21 protein-coding genes are annotated in these 16769 nt (G+C 70.8%); 14 read left to right on the forward strand and 7 right to left on the reverse strand.

Annotated features, from left to right (window positions below; all coding sequences use genetic code 11):
- Positions 1-402 (forward strand): DUF222 domain-containing protein (locus ASD93_RS15645; RefSeq protein WP_235566839.1); only part of this gene is annotated, 402 nt, incomplete at both ends.
- Positions 403-607: 205 nt separating this feature from the next.
- Positions 608-871 (forward strand): HNH endonuclease, encoded by a 264-nt coding sequence (locus tag ASD93_RS16095; protein ID WP_235566868.1) that lies wholly within the window; start codon positions 608-610, stop codon positions 869-871.
- A gap of 133 nt (positions 872-1004) precedes the next feature.
- Here ASD93_RS16095 and ASD93_RS00015 read toward each other — a convergent pair whose 3' ends face one another.
- Entirely contained in the window at positions 1005-2186 is a 1182-nt protein-coding gene (locus ASD93_RS00015; protein WP_056117327.1) for a 4-hydroxybenzoate 3-monooxygenase, read from the reverse strand.
- A gap of 95 nt (positions 2187-2281) precedes the next feature.
- Positions 2282-3034, reverse strand: coding sequence for an IclR family transcriptional regulator (locus ASD93_RS00020; protein WP_056117329.1), 753 nt, complete (start codon positions 3032-3034; stop codon positions 2282-2284).
- A gap of 69 nt (positions 3035-3103) precedes the next feature.
- Here ASD93_RS00020 and ASD93_RS00025 point away from each other — a divergent pair, with 69 nt between their 5' ends.
- The gene (locus ASD93_RS00025; RefSeq protein ID WP_056117333.1) at positions 3104-3757 is read left to right on the forward strand and encodes a hypothetical protein; all 654 of its coding nucleotides are present in this window, start codon (positions 3104-3106) and stop codon (positions 3755-3757) included.
- Here the strand turns inward: ASD93_RS00025 and ASD93_RS00030 are convergent.
- The gene (locus tag ASD93_RS00030; RefSeq protein WP_056117334.1) at positions 3754-4662 is read right to left on the reverse strand and encodes a LysR family transcriptional regulator; all 909 of its coding nucleotides are present in this window, start codon (positions 4660-4662) and stop codon (positions 3754-3756) included. The genes ASD93_RS00025 and ASD93_RS00030 overlap by 4 nt on opposite strands.
- 110 nt (positions 4663-4772) lie before the next feature.
- Here ASD93_RS00030 and ASD93_RS00035 point away from each other — a divergent pair, with 110 nt between their 5' ends.
- The 8 genes from ASD93_RS00035 (at position 4773) to ASD93_RS00070 (ending at position 12147) form a co-directional block, all read left to right on the forward strand.
- Positions 4773-5801 (forward strand): amidohydrolase family protein, encoded by a 1029-nt coding sequence (locus ASD93_RS00035; protein WP_056117339.1) that lies wholly within the window; start codon positions 4773-4775, stop codon positions 5799-5801.
- Between the two features lie 15 nt (positions 5802-5816).
- Positions 5817-6515: a 4-carboxy-4-hydroxy-2-oxoadipate aldolase/oxaloacetate decarboxylase gene (gene ligK / locus ASD93_RS00040; RefSeq protein WP_056117342.1), complete on the forward strand. Its 699-nt coding sequence runs from the start codon at positions 5817-5819 to the stop codon at positions 6513-6515.
- Between the two features lies 1 nt (position 6516).
- A complete protein-coding gene (locus tag ASD93_RS00045) occupies positions 6517-7470 on the forward strand; it encodes an amidohydrolase family protein (RefSeq protein WP_056117345.1) in 954 nt (317 codons plus the stop codon).
- Between the two features lies 1 nt (position 7471).
- Positions 7472-8824: a protocatechuate 4,5-dioxygenase subunit alpha/beta gene (locus ASD93_RS00050; protein WP_056117348.1), complete on the forward strand. Its 1353-nt coding sequence runs from the start codon at positions 7472-7474 to the stop codon at positions 8822-8824.
- Entirely contained in the window at positions 8821-9777 is a 957-nt protein-coding gene (locus ASD93_RS00055) for a Gfo/Idh/MocA family oxidoreductase (RefSeq protein WP_056117351.1), read from the forward strand. The genes ASD93_RS00050 and ASD93_RS00055 overlap by 4 nt, the downstream gene beginning before the upstream one ends.
- Positions 9774-10745: an aldo/keto reductase gene (locus ASD93_RS00060; RefSeq protein WP_082569080.1), complete on the forward strand. Its 972-nt coding sequence runs from the start codon at positions 9774-9776 to the stop codon at positions 10743-10745. Before ASD93_RS00055 ends, ASD93_RS00060 begins: the two co-directional genes overlap by 4 nt.
- Complete coding sequence (locus tag ASD93_RS00065; RefSeq protein WP_056117354.1) at positions 10742-11488, forward strand: substrate-binding domain-containing protein; 747 nt, start codon at positions 10742-10744, stop codon at positions 11486-11488. Before ASD93_RS00060 ends, ASD93_RS00065 begins: the two co-directional genes overlap by 4 nt.
- Before the next feature lie 137 nt (positions 11489-11625).
- The gene (locus ASD93_RS00070) at positions 11626-12147 is read left to right on the forward strand and encodes a MarR family winged helix-turn-helix transcriptional regulator (RefSeq protein ID WP_056117357.1); all 522 of its coding nucleotides are present in this window, start codon (positions 11626-11628) and stop codon (positions 12145-12147) included.
- A gap of 18 nt (positions 12148-12165) precedes the next feature.
- Here ASD93_RS00070 and ASD93_RS00075 read toward each other — a convergent pair whose 3' ends face one another.
- Both ASD93_RS00075 and ASD93_RS00080 read right to left on the reverse strand, forming a co-directional pair.
- Positions 12166-12837, reverse strand: coding sequence for a VOC family protein (locus ASD93_RS00075; protein ID WP_056117361.1), 672 nt, complete (start codon positions 12835-12837; stop codon positions 12166-12168).
- A 41-nt stretch (positions 12838-12878) separates the two neighbouring features.
- A complete protein-coding gene (locus tag ASD93_RS00080; RefSeq protein WP_056117364.1) occupies positions 12879-13310 on the reverse strand; it encodes a VOC family protein in 432 nt (143 codons plus the stop codon).
- 101 nt (positions 13311-13411) lie between these two features.
- Here ASD93_RS00080 and ASD93_RS00085 point away from each other — a divergent pair, with 101 nt between their 5' ends.
- The gene (locus ASD93_RS00085) at positions 13412-13870 is read left to right on the forward strand and encodes a VanZ family protein (RefSeq protein ID WP_056117367.1); all 459 of its coding nucleotides are present in this window, start codon (positions 13412-13414) and stop codon (positions 13868-13870) included.
- Here ASD93_RS00085 and ASD93_RS00090 read toward each other — a convergent pair.
- Both ASD93_RS00090 and ASD93_RS00095 read right to left on the reverse strand, forming a co-directional pair.
- Positions 13843-14919 (reverse strand): sensor histidine kinase, encoded by a 1077-nt coding sequence (locus ASD93_RS00090; RefSeq protein WP_235566840.1) that lies wholly within the window; start codon positions 14917-14919, stop codon positions 13843-13845. The genes ASD93_RS00085 and ASD93_RS00090 overlap by 28 nt on opposite strands.
- Entirely contained in the window at positions 14916-15575 is a 660-nt protein-coding gene (locus ASD93_RS00095) for a response regulator transcription factor (RefSeq protein WP_056117370.1), read from the reverse strand. Before ASD93_RS00095 ends, ASD93_RS00090 begins: the two co-directional genes overlap by 4 nt.
- 87 nt (positions 15576-15662) lie before the next feature.
- Here ASD93_RS00095 and ASD93_RS00100 point away from each other — a divergent pair, with 87 nt between their 5' ends.
- The gene (locus ASD93_RS00100; protein ID WP_056117373.1) at positions 15663-16235 is read left to right on the forward strand and encodes a M15 family metallopeptidase; all 573 of its coding nucleotides are present in this window, start codon (positions 15663-15665) and stop codon (positions 16233-16235) included.
- A 129-nt stretch (positions 16236-16364) separates the two neighbouring features.
- Positions 16365-16646, forward strand: a complete 282-nt coding sequence (locus ASD93_RS00105) for a GlsB/YeaQ/YmgE family stress response membrane protein (protein ID WP_056117375.1) — start codon at positions 16365-16367, stop codon at positions 16644-16646.
- Positions 16647-16769: the final 123 nt, after the last annotated feature.

Consider the following 16769-nt stretch of genomic DNA (forward strand, 5'->3'; position numbering starts at 1 on the left):
CCGGTGCGCGGTCAGCTGCTGCCCGAAGTCGCCGGGCAGCTGAACACCCTGTTCCACGCGATCCTCAACCCCAAGGGCGATGGCCCAGTGGCGCCGGCGGGCCCGCACTTCGTCGAGACGGTGGCCGCTGATCCGCACGCGCCGGTCGATGAGCAGGCTGATCCGCGCACCCGCACGCAGCGGCAGCACGACGCCTTCGCGACAGTCCTGACGGTCGCCGCGCGCTCGGGCGAAGTTCCCACGATCGGCGGTACCGCGCCCACCCTCGTCGTGTCCGTCACCGAGCAAGACCTGCGGTCAGGAGCAGGGTTTGCCCACCTCGACGGGACCGAAGAGCCAGTGTCGCTCGCCGTCGCACGCCACGTCGCGTGCAGCGGCACGATCCAGCGGGTCACCAGCGACNGCAGGGTTTGCCCACCTCGACGGGACCGAAGAGCCAGTGTCGCTCGCCGTCGCACGCCACGTCGCGTGCAGCGGCACGATCCAGCGGGTCACCAGCGACGCGGCCGGACGCATCCGGGCGATCCACACCCTCGAGCGCGTCTTCGGCCCCCAGCGCAAGGCAATCACCCTCCGAGACGGCGGATGCCTCATCCCCGGCTGTTCGGTGCCCGCCGCGTGGTGCGAGATCCACCACGTCCAAGAACACTCCCGCGGCGGACCGACCCACACCGACAACGGCGTGCTGCTGTGCTGGCACCACCACCGCACACTCGACACCAGCGGCTGGACCATCCGGATGAGAAACGGCATCCCCGAAATCCGCGGCCCGTACTGGTGGGACGCCACCATGCGCTGGCGACCCGTCACCTCATCACCCCTACGCCTACGACAACGACTCACCACACGCCTCGCAGCCGGCGACGGCTGAACATGCACGGGCAGGCAAGCACTCGCCGGCCAGCACGCGTGTTCGCGGCCGAGACGCCGCGTTGCCGTGCGGGTTGCCGGCCGCGTCGGGCACGCGTTGCCGCGCGCGCCGGGGTGCGACGCCCGCGCCCACATCACGCCTCGTGCAGCCACCCGGTGTACGCCTCGGCGAGGTATGTCTGTCCTGCCTCGGACTCGACGACGGAGCGCAGCTCGCCCAGCTGGCGAAGTCGGTCGAAGTCGGATGCGTCGGCCGTGACGTGCAGCATGCTCGTCATCCACCACGAGAAGTGCTGCGCCTTCCAGATGCGCTTCAGCGCCTTCTCGGCGTAGCCGTCGATGAGCCGCTCGTCGTTCTCGAGCAGCAGCGCCCGCAGGGCGCGTTCGAGGAGCACGACATCGGCCACCGCGAGGTTCATGCCCTTCGCGCCGGTCGGCGGCACGGTGTGCGCGGCGTCGCCGACCAGGGCCGCGCGGCCGCGGCGAAGCTCGTGGGCGACGAAGCTGCGGAACCGCAGCACGTCGCGCTGGAAGATCGGCCCTTCGAGCAGGGTGGTGCCGGGAACGCGCGCCTGCAGCGTCTCCCAGATCTGCGCGTCCGACAGGGCATTCGGGTCGGCGTCCGGGTCGCACTGGAAGTACATCCGCTGCACCGAGGGGCTGCGCTGGCTGATCAGCGCGAACCCGTCGGGCGAATTGCTGTAGATCAGTTCGTGCGCGCTGGGCGGCGCTTCACACAGGATCCCGAACCAGGCGAACGGGTACTCGCGGAAGTACCCGCCCACACGCGAGGCTCCCGTGACCGCTTCGCGCACGACGCTGCGCGACCCGTCCGCGCCGACCACGAAGTCGGCCTCGATCCGAAGCTCCTCACCGTCCGCGGTCGTCGCCGTCACGATCGGCCGGTCCGAGTCGATGCCCTCGGCGCGGAGCGCGCTCGTCTCGAACCGGATGTCCTGACCGCCGGCGAGGCGCGCGGCGATGAGGTCCTTCAGCACCTCGTGCTGGGGGTAGAGCCACACCGCGCGACCGGTGAGGCTGGGGAAGTCGATGCGGTGACCCTGGCCGTCGAACCGCAGCTCCACCCCGTCGTGGCGGCTCCCGACGGTGGTCACGCGGTCCGACGCCCCGGATTCGGTGAGCACGCGCACGGTCTCCTGCTCGAGGATGCCCGCCCGGATCGTGGACTCGATCTCGTCCCGGCTGCGCTTGTCGATCACGATCGATTCGATGCCGGATGCCGCGAGCAGGTGGGAGAGCAGCAGCCCGGCGGGTCCCGCGCCGACGATGGCGACTCGAGTGCGGGTGGTGGGCATGAGCGTCTCCTTCGACGGCAGGTCGGATGCTGGAGGCCAGTGTCGCCCGTCGCCCGCGGCACATGCATAAGTTCCCGTTGAACGGGAACTTCCCGTCAGCGCCGGTCGGCGCGGAGCGTCGCCTCCGTGCCGGCCGCGGCAGCGCGCAGCGCGGCGATCGCAGCATCCGGAGCCGTATCACGGGGGAGCACCACCGACAGCGCCGCGATCACCTCGCCGGCATCGCGGATCGGCACGGCCACGCCGGTCGAGACGGCCTCGACGGACCCCGGGGCGATGACCACCCCGGTGCGTCGCACGTCAGTGAGCAGACGTCGGAGGAGCGCGGGGTTCGTGACGGTCTCGGGTGCGAGCGCCCGCAGCGGTCCGGCGAGCACGCGCTCGCGCAGCGCGGCCGGCGCATGGGCGAGGAGAACCAGCCCCGACGAGGAGGCGTGCAGGGGCAGCCGACCGGCGATGCGGGTGATGTTGGCGCCCGCGTCGGGGTGGGAGAGGCGTTCGAGGAAGAGGGCTTCATCCTGTTCGAGCACGGCGAGCTGCGTGTGCTCGCGGATATCGGCCTGCACCTGCTCCATGAACGGCAGTGCGGCCTGGCGCAGCCGCAGCGCGGTCGAGCCGCGCAACGCGAGTTCCCACAGGCGCATGCCCAGGTGCACCCGGCGATCCTGGTCTCTTTCGAGGAGGCCCGCGTCGACGAGCTCCTCCACCATCCGATGCGCCGTCGACGACGGGAGGCCCGCGCGGCGCCCGATCTCGGCCGCAGACTGCATCGAGCGGTCGGCCGTGAACGTCTCGAGCACGCGCACGATGCGCTCGGTCATCGAGTCGCCGGAGGGCGAGTTGGCCATGCGCCAAGGATCGCACGGGTCGCGCCGGCCCGTATGCCCCGGTGTCGTCGGCGGCAGTAGCCTCGGGGCATGCCCTCTCCCGCCCCCGATCCCGCGACGCCCTGGGCTCTGCTGTCGGCACGCGCCACCGCGGACCTGCTCGGAGACGGTCCTGCGCGCTGGTGGCTGTCCGGCGGGGTCGCGCTCGACCACTGGCTCGGCCGGCCCATCCGCGAACGCCCGAATACGGATGCGAGCACGACGGCGGGGCACCTGGGGGCCCTGATCGAAGCCCTCCCCGACAGGTTCAGCGCCTGGGCGCCGGCAGGTGAGGACGCCGTCGTCCCGTGGGCCGATGCCGACATCGAGACCGACCTGCAGCCGATCCGCATCCGCGACGACGAGGCGGACGCCTGGGTTCTCCAGCTGAATGTCGAAGACGGTACGGATGCCGCGTGGCTGTACCGCCGTGATCCTCGCCTGCAGCTGCCGTGGGATCGCGCGGTCCTCGAGATCGAGGGCATCCCGACCGGTGCCCCCGAGGTCCAGCTGACATGGAAGGCACTGCGCCCTCGCCCTCAGGACGACATCGACAAGGATGCGGTGCTCCCCGGCCTCTCCGACGAGGCTCAGGCGTGGTTCGAGCGGGCGATCCTCACCGTCCACCCGCACTCGACGTGGTCGATCCACGTGCGGAGCCCGTTCGCCCCCGCCAAGGCGAGCTGGAACCGCCGGAAGGACTAGGCCACGCGGTACTCGCCGGCGGCGACCGCCTCGAACATCACCGAGCGGAACCATCGCTGCGCGGGCGAGAGGCTCGCCTCCCCGCGCGAGTAGATCGCCACGGGAGTGCTGCGCGCAGGCCACGGGAGCTCGGCGATGCGCAGCCCCGGGAACCAGCCGCAGAAGACGTCCGCGACATGCCGCGGCAGCAGGACGACCAGATCGGTCGCCTCGAGCACGGCGGGCACCGTGGCGTACTCCTCGACCGTCAGCTTCACCTGCGCCATCAGCCCCTGCTCGATCATCGCCTGCAGCGGATAGACATGCCCGCCGCGGGCCGAGACGCGGACGAACCGGCGCCCGGCGAACATCGCCGGATCCGTCGGTGGCAGCGGATGCGCCGCCGACGACAGCGCGACGTATTCGACGCTGCGGATCGGGGTGCGCCAGAGGTGCGGCGACTCCATCAGCGACACGGTGACGGCGAGGTCGATGGTTCCGCGCAGCAGGCCGTCCGCCACCAGGTCGGCGTCGAGCCGCTCGACCTTCAGGTGCAGGTGGGGCGCCGCGCGCGCGAGCGCCGGCATGATCGGCGGGAGGAAGGTCTGCTCGCCGATCGAGGTGAGCGCGAGGGCGAGCTCGCCGTCGAAGGTCGCCGGATCGAACTCGTCCGGGCTGCTCACCGTGGCGTCGATCTGCGCGAGCGCCTCGTGCAGCGGCCCGAACAGGCGGCTCGCACGGGGAGTCGGCACCATCACGTGGCCCTGCCGGTGGAACAGGTCGTCGCCGAAACGCGCGCGCAGCTGCCGGAGCGTGTAGCTCACGGTGGGCTGCGTGACGTGCAGCCGGTCGGCCGTGGCCGTCAGGCTGCGCAGCTCGTAGAGCACGACGAACGTGCGCAGCTGGTTCAGATCAGGAAGCGGCATCCATAGATCCCATCTATGCACAACGGCACTGGAATCTATTGGACCACAGATTCGGCGCGATCTAGAGTCGTGGCGACAGCATCCGCTCCGCAGCGACGAGGACCCGCGCGTTGATCATCGACATCCACGGCCACTACACGACCGCACCGGCACAGCTGGGCGAGTGGCGTGACCTGCAGATCGCGTTCGCGGACGGGGTTGCGGATGCTCCTGATCCCGCGGCGCTGCGCATCAGCGACGATGACATCCGCGCGACCATCGAGGCGAACCAGCTGAAGCTCATGGACGAGCGCGGCAGCGACCTCACGGTCTTCAGCCCCCGTGCGTCCTTCATGGCCCACCACATCGGGGATCTGGCCGTGAGCGAGACGTGGGCGCGCATCTGCAACGACCTCGTCGCTCGCGTCTCGCAGCTCTACCCCGACCGGTTCCTGCCCGGGGCGATGCTGCCGCAGTCGCCGGGCGTCGACCAGAAGACGACCCTCGCGGAACTCGACCGCGCCGTGAACGAGCTCGGCGTCGTCACCGTCAACATCAACCCGGACCCCTCCGGTGGGCTCTGGACGGCACCCGCGCTGACGGACAGGTCGTGGTATCCGATCTACGAGAAGCTCGTCGAGTACGAGCTGCCGGCGATGATCCACGTCAGCACCTCATGCAAGCCGGTGTTCCACACCACCGGCGACCACTATCTGAACGCCGACACGACGGCGTTCATGCAGCTCCTCAAGGGCGACCTGTTCCGGGACTTCCCCGACCTGAAGCTCGTGATCCCGCACGGCGGCGGGGCGGCCCCGTATCACTGGGGACGCTTCCGCGGGCTCGCGATGGCGCTGCGGAAGCCGGAGCTCGAGGAGCACCTGCTGAGCAACGTGTTCTTCGACACCTGCGTGTACCACCAGCCCGGGATCGACCTGCTCACGAGCGTCATCCCGGCCGACAACATCCTGTTCGCCAGCGAGATGATCGGCGCCGTCCGCGACATCGACCCGCGCACCGGTCGCCACTTCGACGACACCAAGCGGTACGTCGACGCGACGCCCCATCTCGACGACGCGCAGCGCGCCGCCGTCTTCGAGGGCAACGCGCGCCGCGTGTACCCCCGCCTGGATCGCGCCCTCGCGGCGCGCGGCCTCTGAGCCCCGGGAGAACCCATGACGCAACGACTGAACAACCTCGGCATCGTCCGGACCCGCATCGAGCGGCCCGATCCCGCCGACGTCGCGCGCCTGTCGCAGTTCGGGGTCGCCACCATTCACGAGGCGATGGGTCGAGTGGGCCTCCTCCGCCCCTACATCCGCCCCGCCTACACCGGAGCCAAGCTGTGCGGTCCGGCCGTCACCGTGCTGCTGCAGCCGGGCGACAACTGGATGTTCCACGTCGCGGCTGAGCAGGTGCGGGACGGCGATGTCATCGTCGCGGGCTGCACGACGGAGAGCGAGGACGGATTCTTCGGCGAGCTCCTCGCGACCTCCCTCACGGCGCGCGGCTGCAAGGGACTCGTGATCGACGGCGGCGTCCGCGACGTCGCCGACCTCGAGAAGATGGACTTCCCCGTCTTCTCGCGCGCCATCAACGCCAAGGGCACCGTCAAGGCCACGCTCGGCTCGGTCAACATCCCCGTCGTCGTCGCCAACGCGGTGGTCAACCCCGGCGACGTGGTCGTCGCCGACGTCGACGGCGTCGTGGTCGTCCCCCGCGAGCTCGTCGGGGCGGTCGCCGAGGCATCCGCTCTCCGCGAAGCGAACGAGGAGTCGAAGCGGCAGAAGTTCCGCGACGGCGTGCTGGGACTCGACCTCTACGGCATGCGCGACCCGCTGGCCGCGGCGGGCCTCGAGTACGTGGAGGACTGACATGACCGGCACCACGACCTCCGTCCACGGCGTCACGAGCGGCGGCTTCGAGAAGTCCCCGGGGTGGCTGGACTGGTACGACGGCCCCAGCGCCCCCACGTTCCGGATGCCTGCCGGCGCCGTCGACGCGCACTGCCACGTCTTCGGCCCCGGCGCCGAGTTCCCCTTCGCTCCCGAGCGCAAGTACACGCCGTGCGATGCGTCCGCCGCGCAGCTCTTCGCCCTCCGCGACCACTTGGGCTTCGACCGCAACGTCATCGTCCAGGCCACGTGCCACGGCGCCGACAACCGCGCGCTCGTCGACGCTCTGCATCGCAGCGACGGCCGCGCCCGCGGCGTGGCCACCGTGCGCCGCGACGTGACCGACGACGAGCTGGCCGAACTGCACGAGGCGGGAGTGCGCGGCGTGCGTTTCAACTTCGTCAAGCGCCTGGTCGATCGCGTGCCCGCCGACTCGCTCGATGCGATCGTCGCGAAGATCGCCCCGCTCGGCTGGCACGTCGTCATCTACTTCGAGGCCGAGGATCTTCCCGAGCTCTACGACTTCTTCTCGGCGATCCCGACCGACGTCGTCGTCGACCACATGGGCCGGCCCGACGTGACGAAGGATCCGGACGGACCCGAGTTCGCCCTGTTCCTCCGATTCCTGCGGGAGAACCCCCACGTCTGGACCAAGGTGTCGTGCCCCGAGCGGTTGAGCGTCACCGGCCCCCGTGCGCTCGACGGCGAGCAGCAGGCGTACGCCGACGTGGTGCCGTTCGCGCGCCGCGTGGTCGAGGAGTTCCCCGACCGCGTGCTGTGGGGCACCGACTGGCCCCACCCCAACCTCAAGGACCACATGCCCGACGATGGGCTGCTGGTCGACTACATCCCGCAGATCGCCCCGACCCCCGAACTGCAGAGCAAGCTGCTGGTCGACAACCCGGCGCGGCTGTACTGGCCAGAAGGAGCATGACATGGCGCTCGACAAGCCCTACCAGGACGTCCCCGGCACGACCATCTTCGATGCCGAGCAGGCCCGCAAGGGCTACCACCTCAACCAGTTCTCGATGTCGCTCATGAAGCCCGAGAACCGCGAGCGGTATCTCGACGACCGCGAGGCGTACCTCGACGAGTGGCCGCTCACCCCGGCCCAGCGTCAGGGCGTTCTCGACCTCGACCTCAATGCCTGCATCCGCGAGGGCGGGAACATCTACTTCCTCAGCAAAATCGGCGCCACCCACGGCCTGAGCTTCCAGCAGATGGCCGGATCAATGACCGGGATGTCGGAGGCCGCCTATCGGGACATGATGGTCGGCGGCGGACGTCGTCCGGAGGGCAACCGGCTGAAGGACCTCGACGGCTGGACGCCGCCGTCGACGGAGAAGTCGGAGGTGATGCGGCCCGACGCGCCGGCGAGGTTCACCTCGGCTCTCTTCACCTCGCATGTGCCCGCCATCGGCGCGGCCATGGACCTCGGCAAGACGGAGGAGCCGTACTGGAAGAAGGTGTTCGACGGGTATCGCTGGACGCGGGAGTGGGCCAAGGAGAACACGCCCGACGTCATCATCCTGGTCTACAACGACCACGCGACCGCGTTCGACTCCAACATCATCCCGACCTTCGTGCTCGGAACCGGCGCGCACTATCCCGTCGCCGACGAGGGCTACGGCCCGCGCCCGGTGCCCGACGTCAAGGGCTATCCCGAACTCGCCGCCCACATCGCGCAGTCGGTCATCCAGGACGACTTCGATCTGACGCTGGTCAACGAGATGGTCGTCGATCACGGGCTCACCGTCCCGCTGTCGCTCGTCTTCGGCGACGTCGAGGAATGGCCGTGCCGCGTCATCCCGCTTCCGGTCAACGTGGTGCAGTACCCCGTGCCCTCCGGTCGCCGCTGCTACGAGCTCGGCCGCGCGATCCGCCGGGCACTCGACAAGTGGGACGGCCCCGAGCTCAACGTGCAGATCTGGGGCACGGGCGGCATGAGCCACCAGCTGCAGGGTCCGCGCGCCGGCCTCATCAACAAGGAGTGGGACAACGCGTTCCTCGACCACCTGATCGCCGACCCGATGGGGCTCACCGAGTGGCCCCACATGGAGTACGTCGATGAGGCAGGATCGGAGGGCATCGAGCTCGTCGACTGGCTGATCGCGCGCGGCGCCATGGACGACCAGTTCGGCGGCGAGGCGCCCTCGGTCGGGCACCGGTTCTATCACGTGCCGGCATCCAACACCGCCGTCGGCCACCTCGTCCTGAGCAACCCGACCGCACCGCGAGCGGTCGGATCCGACACGGCGAGCACGCATCTGGAGGACGTCCGTTCATGAGCAGCGACAAGGTTCGCATCGCCGTCGTCGGCGCCGCCGGCGCCTTCGGGATGAAGCACCTCGACGGCTTGGCGAACATCCCCGATGCCGAGGTGACCGTGGTCAGCGGCACGCGCCCGGAGCCGACGCAGGCGGTGGCCGAGAGGTACGGCGTGCCCCACGCCGTGGTCGGCTTCGATGCGGTGCTCGAGCGCGATGATGTCGACGCGGTCATCCTCGCGACCCCCACGCAGCAGCACGCCGCGCAGACGCAGGCGGTGCTCGCGGCCGGCAAGCATGTGCAGGTCGAGATCCCGCTCGCTGACTCGCAGGCGGATGCCGAGGCCACCCTGGCCGCGGCGGAGGCGTCGGACCGGGTGGCGATGGTCGGCCACACCCGCCGGTTCAACCCCTCGCACCAGCTCGTCCACCACCGGATCCTCGCCGGCGAATTCGCCGTGCAGCAGATGGACGTGCAGACGTACTTCTTCCGCCGCACCAACACCAACGCCAAGGGCGAGGCGCGGTCGTGGACCGACCACCTGCTCTGGCACCACGCCGCGCACACCGTCGATCTCTTCGCCTACCAGGCGGGCCGGATCGTCCAGGCGAATGCGATTCAGGGACCGATCCACCCCGACCTCGGGATCGCGATGGACATGTCCGTGCAGCTCAAGAGCGAGTCCGGGGCGATCTGCACACTGTCGCTGTCGTTCAACAACGACGGCCCATTCGGCACGTTCTTCCGGTACATCGGCGACACCGAGACGTACCTCGCGCGCTACGACGACCTCTACAACGGCCGCGACGAGCAGATCGACGTGTCGAAGGTCGCCGTCAGCATGAACGGCATCGAGCTGCAGGACCGGGAGTTCGTCGCCGCGATCCGCGAAGGACGCGAACCGAACTCCTCGCTCCGCCAGGTCATCGACTGCTACCGGGTCCTCGGTGCACTGGAGGAGCAGCTCGCGTGATCCTTCCCCGGATCGGCCTCGGCTGCATGGCGCTGAGTCATGCGTACGGGGTGTCCCCGTCGGCGGACGACGGCGTGGCGCTCATCCGCGCGGCGCTCGACCACGGCGTCACGCTCCTCGACACCGCGACGCTTTACGGCGACGGCCGCAACGAGGAGCTCGTCGGCCGTGCCATCGCCGACCGCCGCGACGAAGTCGTGCTGGCGAGCAAGGGCGGCATGGCCCTGGTGGACGGCGTCAAGACGATCGACGGGCGCCCCGAGACGCTGCGCGCGCAGGTGGACGCCTCGCTCGCTCGCCTCGAGGTGGAGCACATCGACCTCTACTACCTGCACCGCTGGGACAAGCAGGTGCCCATCGGCGAGAGCGTGGGTGCGCTGGCGGAGATGGTGGATGCGGGCAAGATCGGCCACATCGGGCTGTCAGAGGTCTCGGTGGAACGGCTGCTCGAGGCGCAGGCCGTCGCCCCCGTCGCCGCCGTGCAGAACGAGTACTCGCTGTGGAGTCGCAACCCGGAGTGGGGGATGCTCGAGGCCACGCGACGATCCGGGGTCGCGCTGGTGGCCTTCTCTCCCGTCGCGCGAGGGTTCCTCGCCGATGCCGTGCACGATCCCGACGATCTGGCGCCGAAGGACATCCGGCGCGCGATGCCGCGATTCCACGCGGAGCACTGGCCCGTGAATGCGGCGCTCCTCCCCGCCTGGCGGGCGCTCGCCGCACAGGCGGACTGCACGCCGGCCCAGCTCGCGCTCGCGTGGCTGCTCTCGCGGGGCGACCACGTCGTCCCGATCCCCGGATCCACGCAGGTGCCTCACGTGCGCGACAACCTCGCCGCCGTCGACCTCGTCGTCGACCCCGCGATCCTGACGCGCGCGGGGGAGCTGATCGACACCGGCACGGTCTCGGGAGCCCGCTACAACGCGGCCCAGTCCGCCGAGGTGGACGCCGAGTCCGTCGAGGCGGCATGAGAGCCATCTCGTCGATGGCGACGAGGTCGGTGCTCGCCGATCTCGCCCGTGCGGCAGCGCTCGCCGGGCTCCCGACGCTGCAGATCGAGTCCGTCGGTGGGGTGGATGCCGCGCACCGCGTCGCCGGAGGCGAGGCGTTCGACCTCGTCTTCCTCGCCGAACCGGCGCTGCGCGGCCTGGCGGACGCGGGTCATGTCGACGCCGCGACACTCGTTCCGCTCTTCGTGTCGCAGGTCGCGGTCGCCGTTCCCTCCCGCGCGCCCGACGAGGCCGCTGCGCCACAGGGCTCCGCGTTCCGCGATGCCCGCGAGGTGCGGGCGGCCCTCCGCGCCGCGCGACGCATCGGCTACTCGACGGGTCCGAGCGGCACCGCGCTCATCGACATGATCGCCCGGTGGGGGCTGACCGACGAGCTCGGCGATCGCCTCGTGCAAGCGCGGCCCGGTGTCCCGGTGGCACGGCTGCTGGCCGAAGACGAGGTCGATCTCGGACTGCAGCAGCTGAGCGAACTGATCGGGGCGCCCGGCATCCGCATCCTCGGAACCCTGCCCGCCGACTGCGCGATCGAGACGGTCTTCGCCGGCGCGGTCGCCTCGGTGTCGAACGTGGCCGCGGCAGGGCGCGAGCTGCTCGACTTCCTTCGGTCGCCCGGCGCCGCGCCTGTCATCACCGGCCACAGCTTCAGCGTGCCGACATCCACGGCGGCGCGATCGTCAGCGGGCATCCTTCGGCGCGAGCGATGAACCCGTGACGGCCCTCGCGCGGCCGGTCGATCACGCCGGCAGACGTGCGCGATGGTCGCTGGCTGCGAGGGGCGCACTCGGCCCAGGGCGCCTGAGGGCCCGGTAGCCTGGCGGGATCAGCAGGAAAGGGATGCGCCATGTCCGGTGACGACGACGTCGATCTGCTGATCGACTCGTGGTCGGATCGCCTCGAGAGCGTGGACCTGACCCCGCTCGATGTGATGTCGCGGCTTCGACGCGCAGCGCTCGCCCTCGCCGAAGTGCGCCACGACGTCTTCAAGGAGGCCGGTCTCGGCGACGGCGAGTTCGAGGTTCTCGCCGCCCTGCGTCGCATCGACCCGCACGGCGTCGGCCCGACCCGGCTGCTCGCACTCGTGACGTGCGACATCACGACGCTCAAGCGGCGCATCGCCCGGCTCCTCGGCCGGGGGCTGGTCAACCGCGAGAGCGCATCGGACGGCGCGCGCGGCACGCTCATCACGCTCACCCCGACCGGCAGGGCCCGCGTCGACTCCACCATGGCCAGTCTCATCGCGCGGGAGCGGGAGATGCTCGCTCCGCTCTCCTCGGACGACATGGCCGGCCTCGAGCGCGGACTCCGGCAGCTCCTCGACGGTGCCGAGCAGTCGAAGAAGCGGCGCTCAGCGTTGGAGCGCTGACCGGGCGCGTCCGCCCCGTCACTCGAAGGTGTCGGTCCAGGACGCGATGTCGACGCCGTGGTTGTCGGGGGACGCGAGCGACCACCACGCGGGGGCGTGCGAATCGTCGACGAGCCGTCCGCCGGCGGCGAGCGCGGCGTCCACTCGCGCCTGTGCCTGGTCGGCGGGCACGAAGACGTCGAAGTGGGTGCGCCCTCTCGCCGGGGTGTCGCCCGTGATCGGGTTGAAGGCGAGCTGCGGCCCGCAGCGGAGCGGGTCGACGGCATCGGTATCGCCCAGCGGCTCGTAGCCCAGAGCCGCGGTGAAGAACGGCCTCACGTCGGCCTGCGAGTGCTGGGCCACATAGATGCCGACCGTCTGTGCACGGGCGGGGTCGGCGTGCAGCCCGAGGTCGGCGGCGAGGCTTGACACCGCCGCGGCGAATCCGGTCGACGCGCCCGGGATGCCGTCGGAGTCTCGGTACGGCACTCGCACCAGCACCGCCTCGGGGCGGACGTCGATGTCGGGCAGCACCCCGAATCGTTCGGCGGCCGTGACGATCGGGGCGACGAGGCTCGCCGCGTGCGCCAGCGAGGTCGCAAGGAAGACGGCCTGCGGGCCGGTGCCCGTCACCCGCCAGTCGGTGACGCCGGCTGCGCGATGGAACTCCGCCGGGGAGATCGTCTCCGGCTGGCTTGTCGTCTCGCTCATCGACACACTTCTCTCTTCTCAGAATCTCGGCTGCCGCGGCGTCACTGCAGGCAGAACTCGTTGCCTTCGGGATCGCGCAGCTGGTAGTACATCTCGGGCCACGGGCCCCAGCGCTGGTCGACGAGCCGCACGACCTCGGCGCCGAGGGCCACGAGGCGATCCTTCTCGTCCTCGAGCTCCTGGCGGGTCGGCGCGTGCCCGGGCGTCGCCTGGATGTCGAGGTGGAGGCGGTTGCGCTCGGCCTTGGCCGAGTCGGCGTGGTGGAAGAAGAGGCGCGGGCCCGACTCGCCCTCGGCGGGTTCGGCCAGAGCGCGCTTGTCGAGATCGGACTCGTTCAGCCCGGCGCTCAGGAGCTGGGTCTTCGTCGGCTCGTCCCAGTCCGAGAGGGGGTAGCGGAACACGCCCGCCCAGAACTCGGCGAGCCGGCGCGGGTCGTTCGCATAGAACGTGATGTTGCCGAGCTTCGATGCCATGACGGCCTCCTCGCGTGGGTCGGCGTGGTGGCGACGCTACCCCACGGCTCGGACACCGTTCGCATACGCTCCCGCAACATCGCTCCGTGTGAGATCGGCGCATGACCGACATCAGCACGACGCGCGGGCGCGGCATCCGCCTGCTCCTCGCCGGAGCGATCGCCGCCATCGTCACACTGCTCACGCTCGCGCCGCCCTCGATCGCCGCTCCGCTGCGCGGCCTCTTCGTGCGATCGCTGGTCGAGGTGGGGCATCCGCTCCTCGTCGCCCTGCCGTTCGGCGACATCGACGACGCGCTGAACCTGCTGCTGTTCGTGCCGCTCGGTGCGACGCTCGCACTCCTCCTCCCGCGCAGGCTCTGGCCTGTCGCGATCCTCGCCGCGCTCGCACTGTCGGTCGCGGTCGAGTTCGCGCAGCGCTCGATCCCCGGACGTGTCCCCGACGGCGACGACGTGCTCTGGAACACCGTCGGCGCGGCCGTCGGCGTGCTCGCAGTGGCGATCCCGCGGCTCCTGGCTGCCGCCGCCCGGCGTCAGCGCGGAAGCGTCACCCGCACGTGAAGACCGCCGTCCGGCGGTGCGGTCACGGCGAGCTCGCCGCGGTGGGCGCGCACGATGGATGCGACGATCGCGAGCCCGAGTCCCGACCCGTCGCCGGGACCCCGCGTGCGGCCGGCCCCGCGGACGAACGGCTCCGTGAGCGTCGCGACGACCGCCGGATCCAGCACCGGTCCGCCGTTCTCGACGACCAGCTCGGCGCGCGCTCCGGCCGTCACGCCGACACGCGCCCACCCGCCGTCGGCGTTGTGCACCACGGCATTGCGCACGAGGTTCGCAACGAGCCGTTCCAGCAGCGCCCGGTCGCCGGTGGCGGATGCCGGCTCCAGGGCGGTCGTGAGGTGGATGCCGCGGGCCGAGGCATCCGCTCGCTCCTCCTCGACCGCCTCGGCCGCGATCGCCGCGACGTCGACGGGGGAGCTGTCGAGAGTGCCGCCCCGCGCCACGCGGGCGAGCGCCAGGAGGGCCTCGGTGGTCGCGATGGCCCGCTCGTTCGTGGCGCCGATGCGGCGGAGCACCTCGTCGACGTCACGCCCCTCGGGGTCGGCCTGGGCCACCTCGACCACGGTGCGGATGATCGCGTGGGGCGTGCGCAGCTCGTGCGAGGCGTTCGCGGCGAAGCGTCGCTCCTCCTCGACCGTGTGCTCCACGCGGTCGAGCATCGCGTCGAGCGTGTCGGCGAGGTCGGTGAGCTCATCGCCCGCCCCCGGCAGGTCGACGCGATGGTCCAGCCGTCCGTCGCGCACGCGTCGCGCGGCGTCCGTGATGCGATCGAGCGGCCGCAGCACCACTCCGGCGAGCAGCCAGCCGCCGACGAGGCCGATGACCAGCAGCAGCGCCAGCGCCCACCACGCGTAGCGGACGAAGACCTCGAGCAGGTTGGCGCGGTTGGGCGCCCAGCCGCCGCCGTCGACGGTGAGGCTCCCGTTGGGAACGAATCGCAGCAGCAGGAATCCGACCGCGAACAGGGCGATCCCGGCGACGACGAGGAAGCCGGCGTAGCTCAGCGCGAGCTTGACCCGCACCGACATTCCGCGGGGACGCTCGATCATGCGCTCATCCGGTAGCCGACGCCCGGCACCGTCTCGATGGCCCACGGCTCGCCGAGACGCTTGCGCAGCGTCGAGATCGTGATGCGCACCGCGTTCGTGAACGGGTCGGCGTTCTCATCCCACGCCCGTTCGAGGAGGTCTTCGGCCGACACGACACCGCCGCCGGCGGCCATCAGCACGTCGAGCACCGCGAACTGCTTGCGCGTGAGGGCGATGTACCGGCCGTCGCGGAACACCTCGCGCCGGAACCGGTCGAGCCGCACGCCCCCGATCTCGACGACGGGCGGCGCGCCCTTCGCCGGGCGGCGGTCGAGCGCGCGCAGGCGCAGCACGAGCTCGCGCAGCGCGAACGGCTTGGTGAGGTAGTCGTCGGCTCCGCTCTCGAACCCGCTCTCCTTGTCGTCGAGCCGGTCGGCGGCGGTGAGCATGAGGATGCGCGGACTCTCGGGCTCCACGGCCAGGCGTCGTGCGATCTCGTCGCCGTTCGGCCCGGGGATGTCGCGGTCGAGCACGACGACGTCGTACGCGTTGACGGCGAGCTGCTCGAGCGCCGTGTCGCCGTCGCCGGCGATGTCGGCGGCGATCGCCTCGAGGCGCAGCCCGTCGCGGATCGCCTCGGCGAGGAAGAGCTCGTCCTCGACGATCAGCACCCGCATGCGCCCCAGCCTAGGCGCGGGCGCATATCGCGGACGTATGCGTATGCGCGTACGGCGTCGCAACACGCGCCCGCGTGGGATGGACCCATGCTCGATCGCCGTCTGCGCCTCCGCCGCCTCGTGTTCCTCTCCCTCGGGGTGGGAGTGGCCGCGTTCCTGGCCGTGCTCGTCGTCGTCGGGGTGCGGGCGACGACGGCTGCGGCATCCGGTCCGTTCCTCCCCAGCGAAGCGGCGGGCCACATCGTCGAAGGGGCGGCGGTGACGCTGGCCGAGGGTGGGCTCCCCGCCATCGCGAAGCTGGATGCGGCGCTGCTCGACGCGATGCGACAGGCGGAGACGGATGCCGCGGCCGACGGCGTCGCGTTCGACGTGACGAGCGGCTGGCGGTCGGCCCGCTATCAGCAGTGGCTTCTCGACGACGCGATCGAGCGCTACGGGAGTGAGGAGCTCGCGCGGCAGTATGTCGCGACCCCCGACGGGTCGCGCCATGTCACGGGCGACGCGATCGACATCGGCTCCCTCGACGCCCAGCTGTGGCTATCGCAGCACGGCTGGCGGTACGGCATCTGCCAGACCTACGCCAATGAACGGTGGCACTTCGAGCTGGCGACCGAGCCGGGCGGCACCTGCCCCGAGATGAAGGCGGATGCCGCCTCCTGACGGCCCGCGTCACGGCCGCGGCGCGCGATGATAGGGCCTGCGGGCCTGGTAATCAATAGGCAATCCGGCTCCGAACGCGCCCGCTAACGTCCTTCTAGCCCTCACCAAGGGCGGACATTGGAGGACATCATGCTCTGGACAATCCTGGGCCTCATTCTCATCGGCCTCATCGCCGGTCTCATCGCTCGTGCCGTCATCCCCGGCAAGCAGAGCATGGGGATCCTGCTCACCATCGTGCTCGGCATCGTCGGCTCGTTCGTCGGCGGCTTCCTCGGCTACCTGCTGTTCGGCGCCGACCCGAACGGCGGATTCCTGCAGGCGGCCGGCATCATCGGCTCCATCCTGGGTGCGATCATCGTGCTCGGCATCTACGTGATGGTCACGCGTCGCCGCAGCGTCACGCGCAGCTGACGACCCTCTTCTCGCGCCCGCCGCCCCTCACCGGGTGGCGGGCGTGAGTGCGTGTCCGGGCGGCGGTTCTGCGGAGATCGGCCGTTCTCAGGACGAAACCGGGCGGATGCCTCCGCAGATGCG

It is taken from the genome of Microbacterium sp. Root180 (assembly GCF_001428485.1).
Lineage (GTDB): Bacteria > Actinomycetota > Actinomycetes > Actinomycetales > Microbacteriaceae > Microbacterium.

Excerpts from the sequence above, each read along its gene's own strand:
- ASD93_RS00015 (WP_056117327.1), bottom strand. The coding sequence starts at position 2,186 with ATGCCCACCACCCGCACTCGAGTCGCCATCGTCGGCGCGGGACCCGCC.
- ASD93_RS00020 (WP_056117329.1), bottom strand. The coding sequence starts at position 3,034 with ATGGCCAACTCGCCCTCCGGCGACTCGATGACCGAGCGCATCGTGCGC.
- ASD93_RS00025 (WP_056117333.1), top strand. The coding sequence starts at position 3,104 with ATGCCCTCTCCCGCCCCCGATCCCGCGACGCCCTGGGCTCTGCTGTCG.
- ASD93_RS00030 (WP_056117334.1), bottom strand. The coding sequence starts at position 4,662 with ATGCCGCTTCCTGATCTGAACCAGCTGCGCACGTTCGTCGTGCTCTAC.
- ligK (WP_056117342.1), top strand. The coding sequence starts at position 5,817 with ATGACGCAACGACTGAACAACCTCGGCATCGTCCGGACCCGCATCGAG.
- ASD93_RS00045 (WP_056117345.1), top strand. The coding sequence starts at position 6,517 with ATGACCGGCACCACGACCTCCGTCCACGGCGTCACGAGCGGCGGCTTC.
- ASD93_RS00050 (WP_056117348.1), top strand. The coding sequence starts at position 7,472 with ATGGCGCTCGACAAGCCCTACCAGGACGTCCCCGGCACGACCATCTTC.
- ASD93_RS00055 (WP_056117351.1), top strand. The coding sequence starts at position 8,821 with ATGAGCAGCGACAAGGTTCGCATCGCCGTCGTCGGCGCCGCCGGCGCC.
- ASD93_RS00065 (WP_056117354.1), top strand. The coding sequence starts at position 10,742 with ATGAGAGCCATCTCGTCGATGGCGACGAGGTCGGTGCTCGCCGATCTC.
- ASD93_RS00070 (WP_056117357.1), top strand. The coding sequence starts at position 11,626 with ATGTCCGGTGACGACGACGTCGATCTGCTGATCGACTCGTGGTCGGAT.
- ASD93_RS00075 (WP_056117361.1), bottom strand. The coding sequence starts at position 12,837 with ATGAGCGAGACGACAAGCCAGCCGGAGACGATCTCCCCGGCGGAGTTC.
- ASD93_RS00080 (WP_056117364.1), bottom strand. The coding sequence starts at position 13,310 with ATGGCATCGAAGCTCGGCAACATCACGTTCTATGCGAACGACCCGCGC.
- ASD93_RS00085 (WP_056117367.1), top strand. The coding sequence starts at position 13,412 with ATGACCGACATCAGCACGACGCGCGGGCGCGGCATCCGCCTGCTCCTC.
- ASD93_RS00090 (WP_235566840.1), bottom strand. The coding sequence starts at position 14,919 with ATGATCGAGCGTCCCCGCGGAATGTCGGTGCGGGTCAAGCTCGCGCTG.
- ASD93_RS00095 (WP_056117370.1), bottom strand. The coding sequence starts at position 15,575 with ATGCGGGTGCTGATCGTCGAGGACGAGCTCTTCCTCGCCGAGGCGATC.
- ASD93_RS00100 (WP_056117373.1), top strand. The coding sequence starts at position 15,663 with ATGCTCGATCGCCGTCTGCGCCTCCGCCGCCTCGTGTTCCTCTCCCTC.
- ASD93_RS00105 (WP_056117375.1), top strand. The coding sequence starts at position 16,365 with ATGCTCTGGACAATCCTGGGCCTCATTCTCATCGGCCTCATCGCCGGT.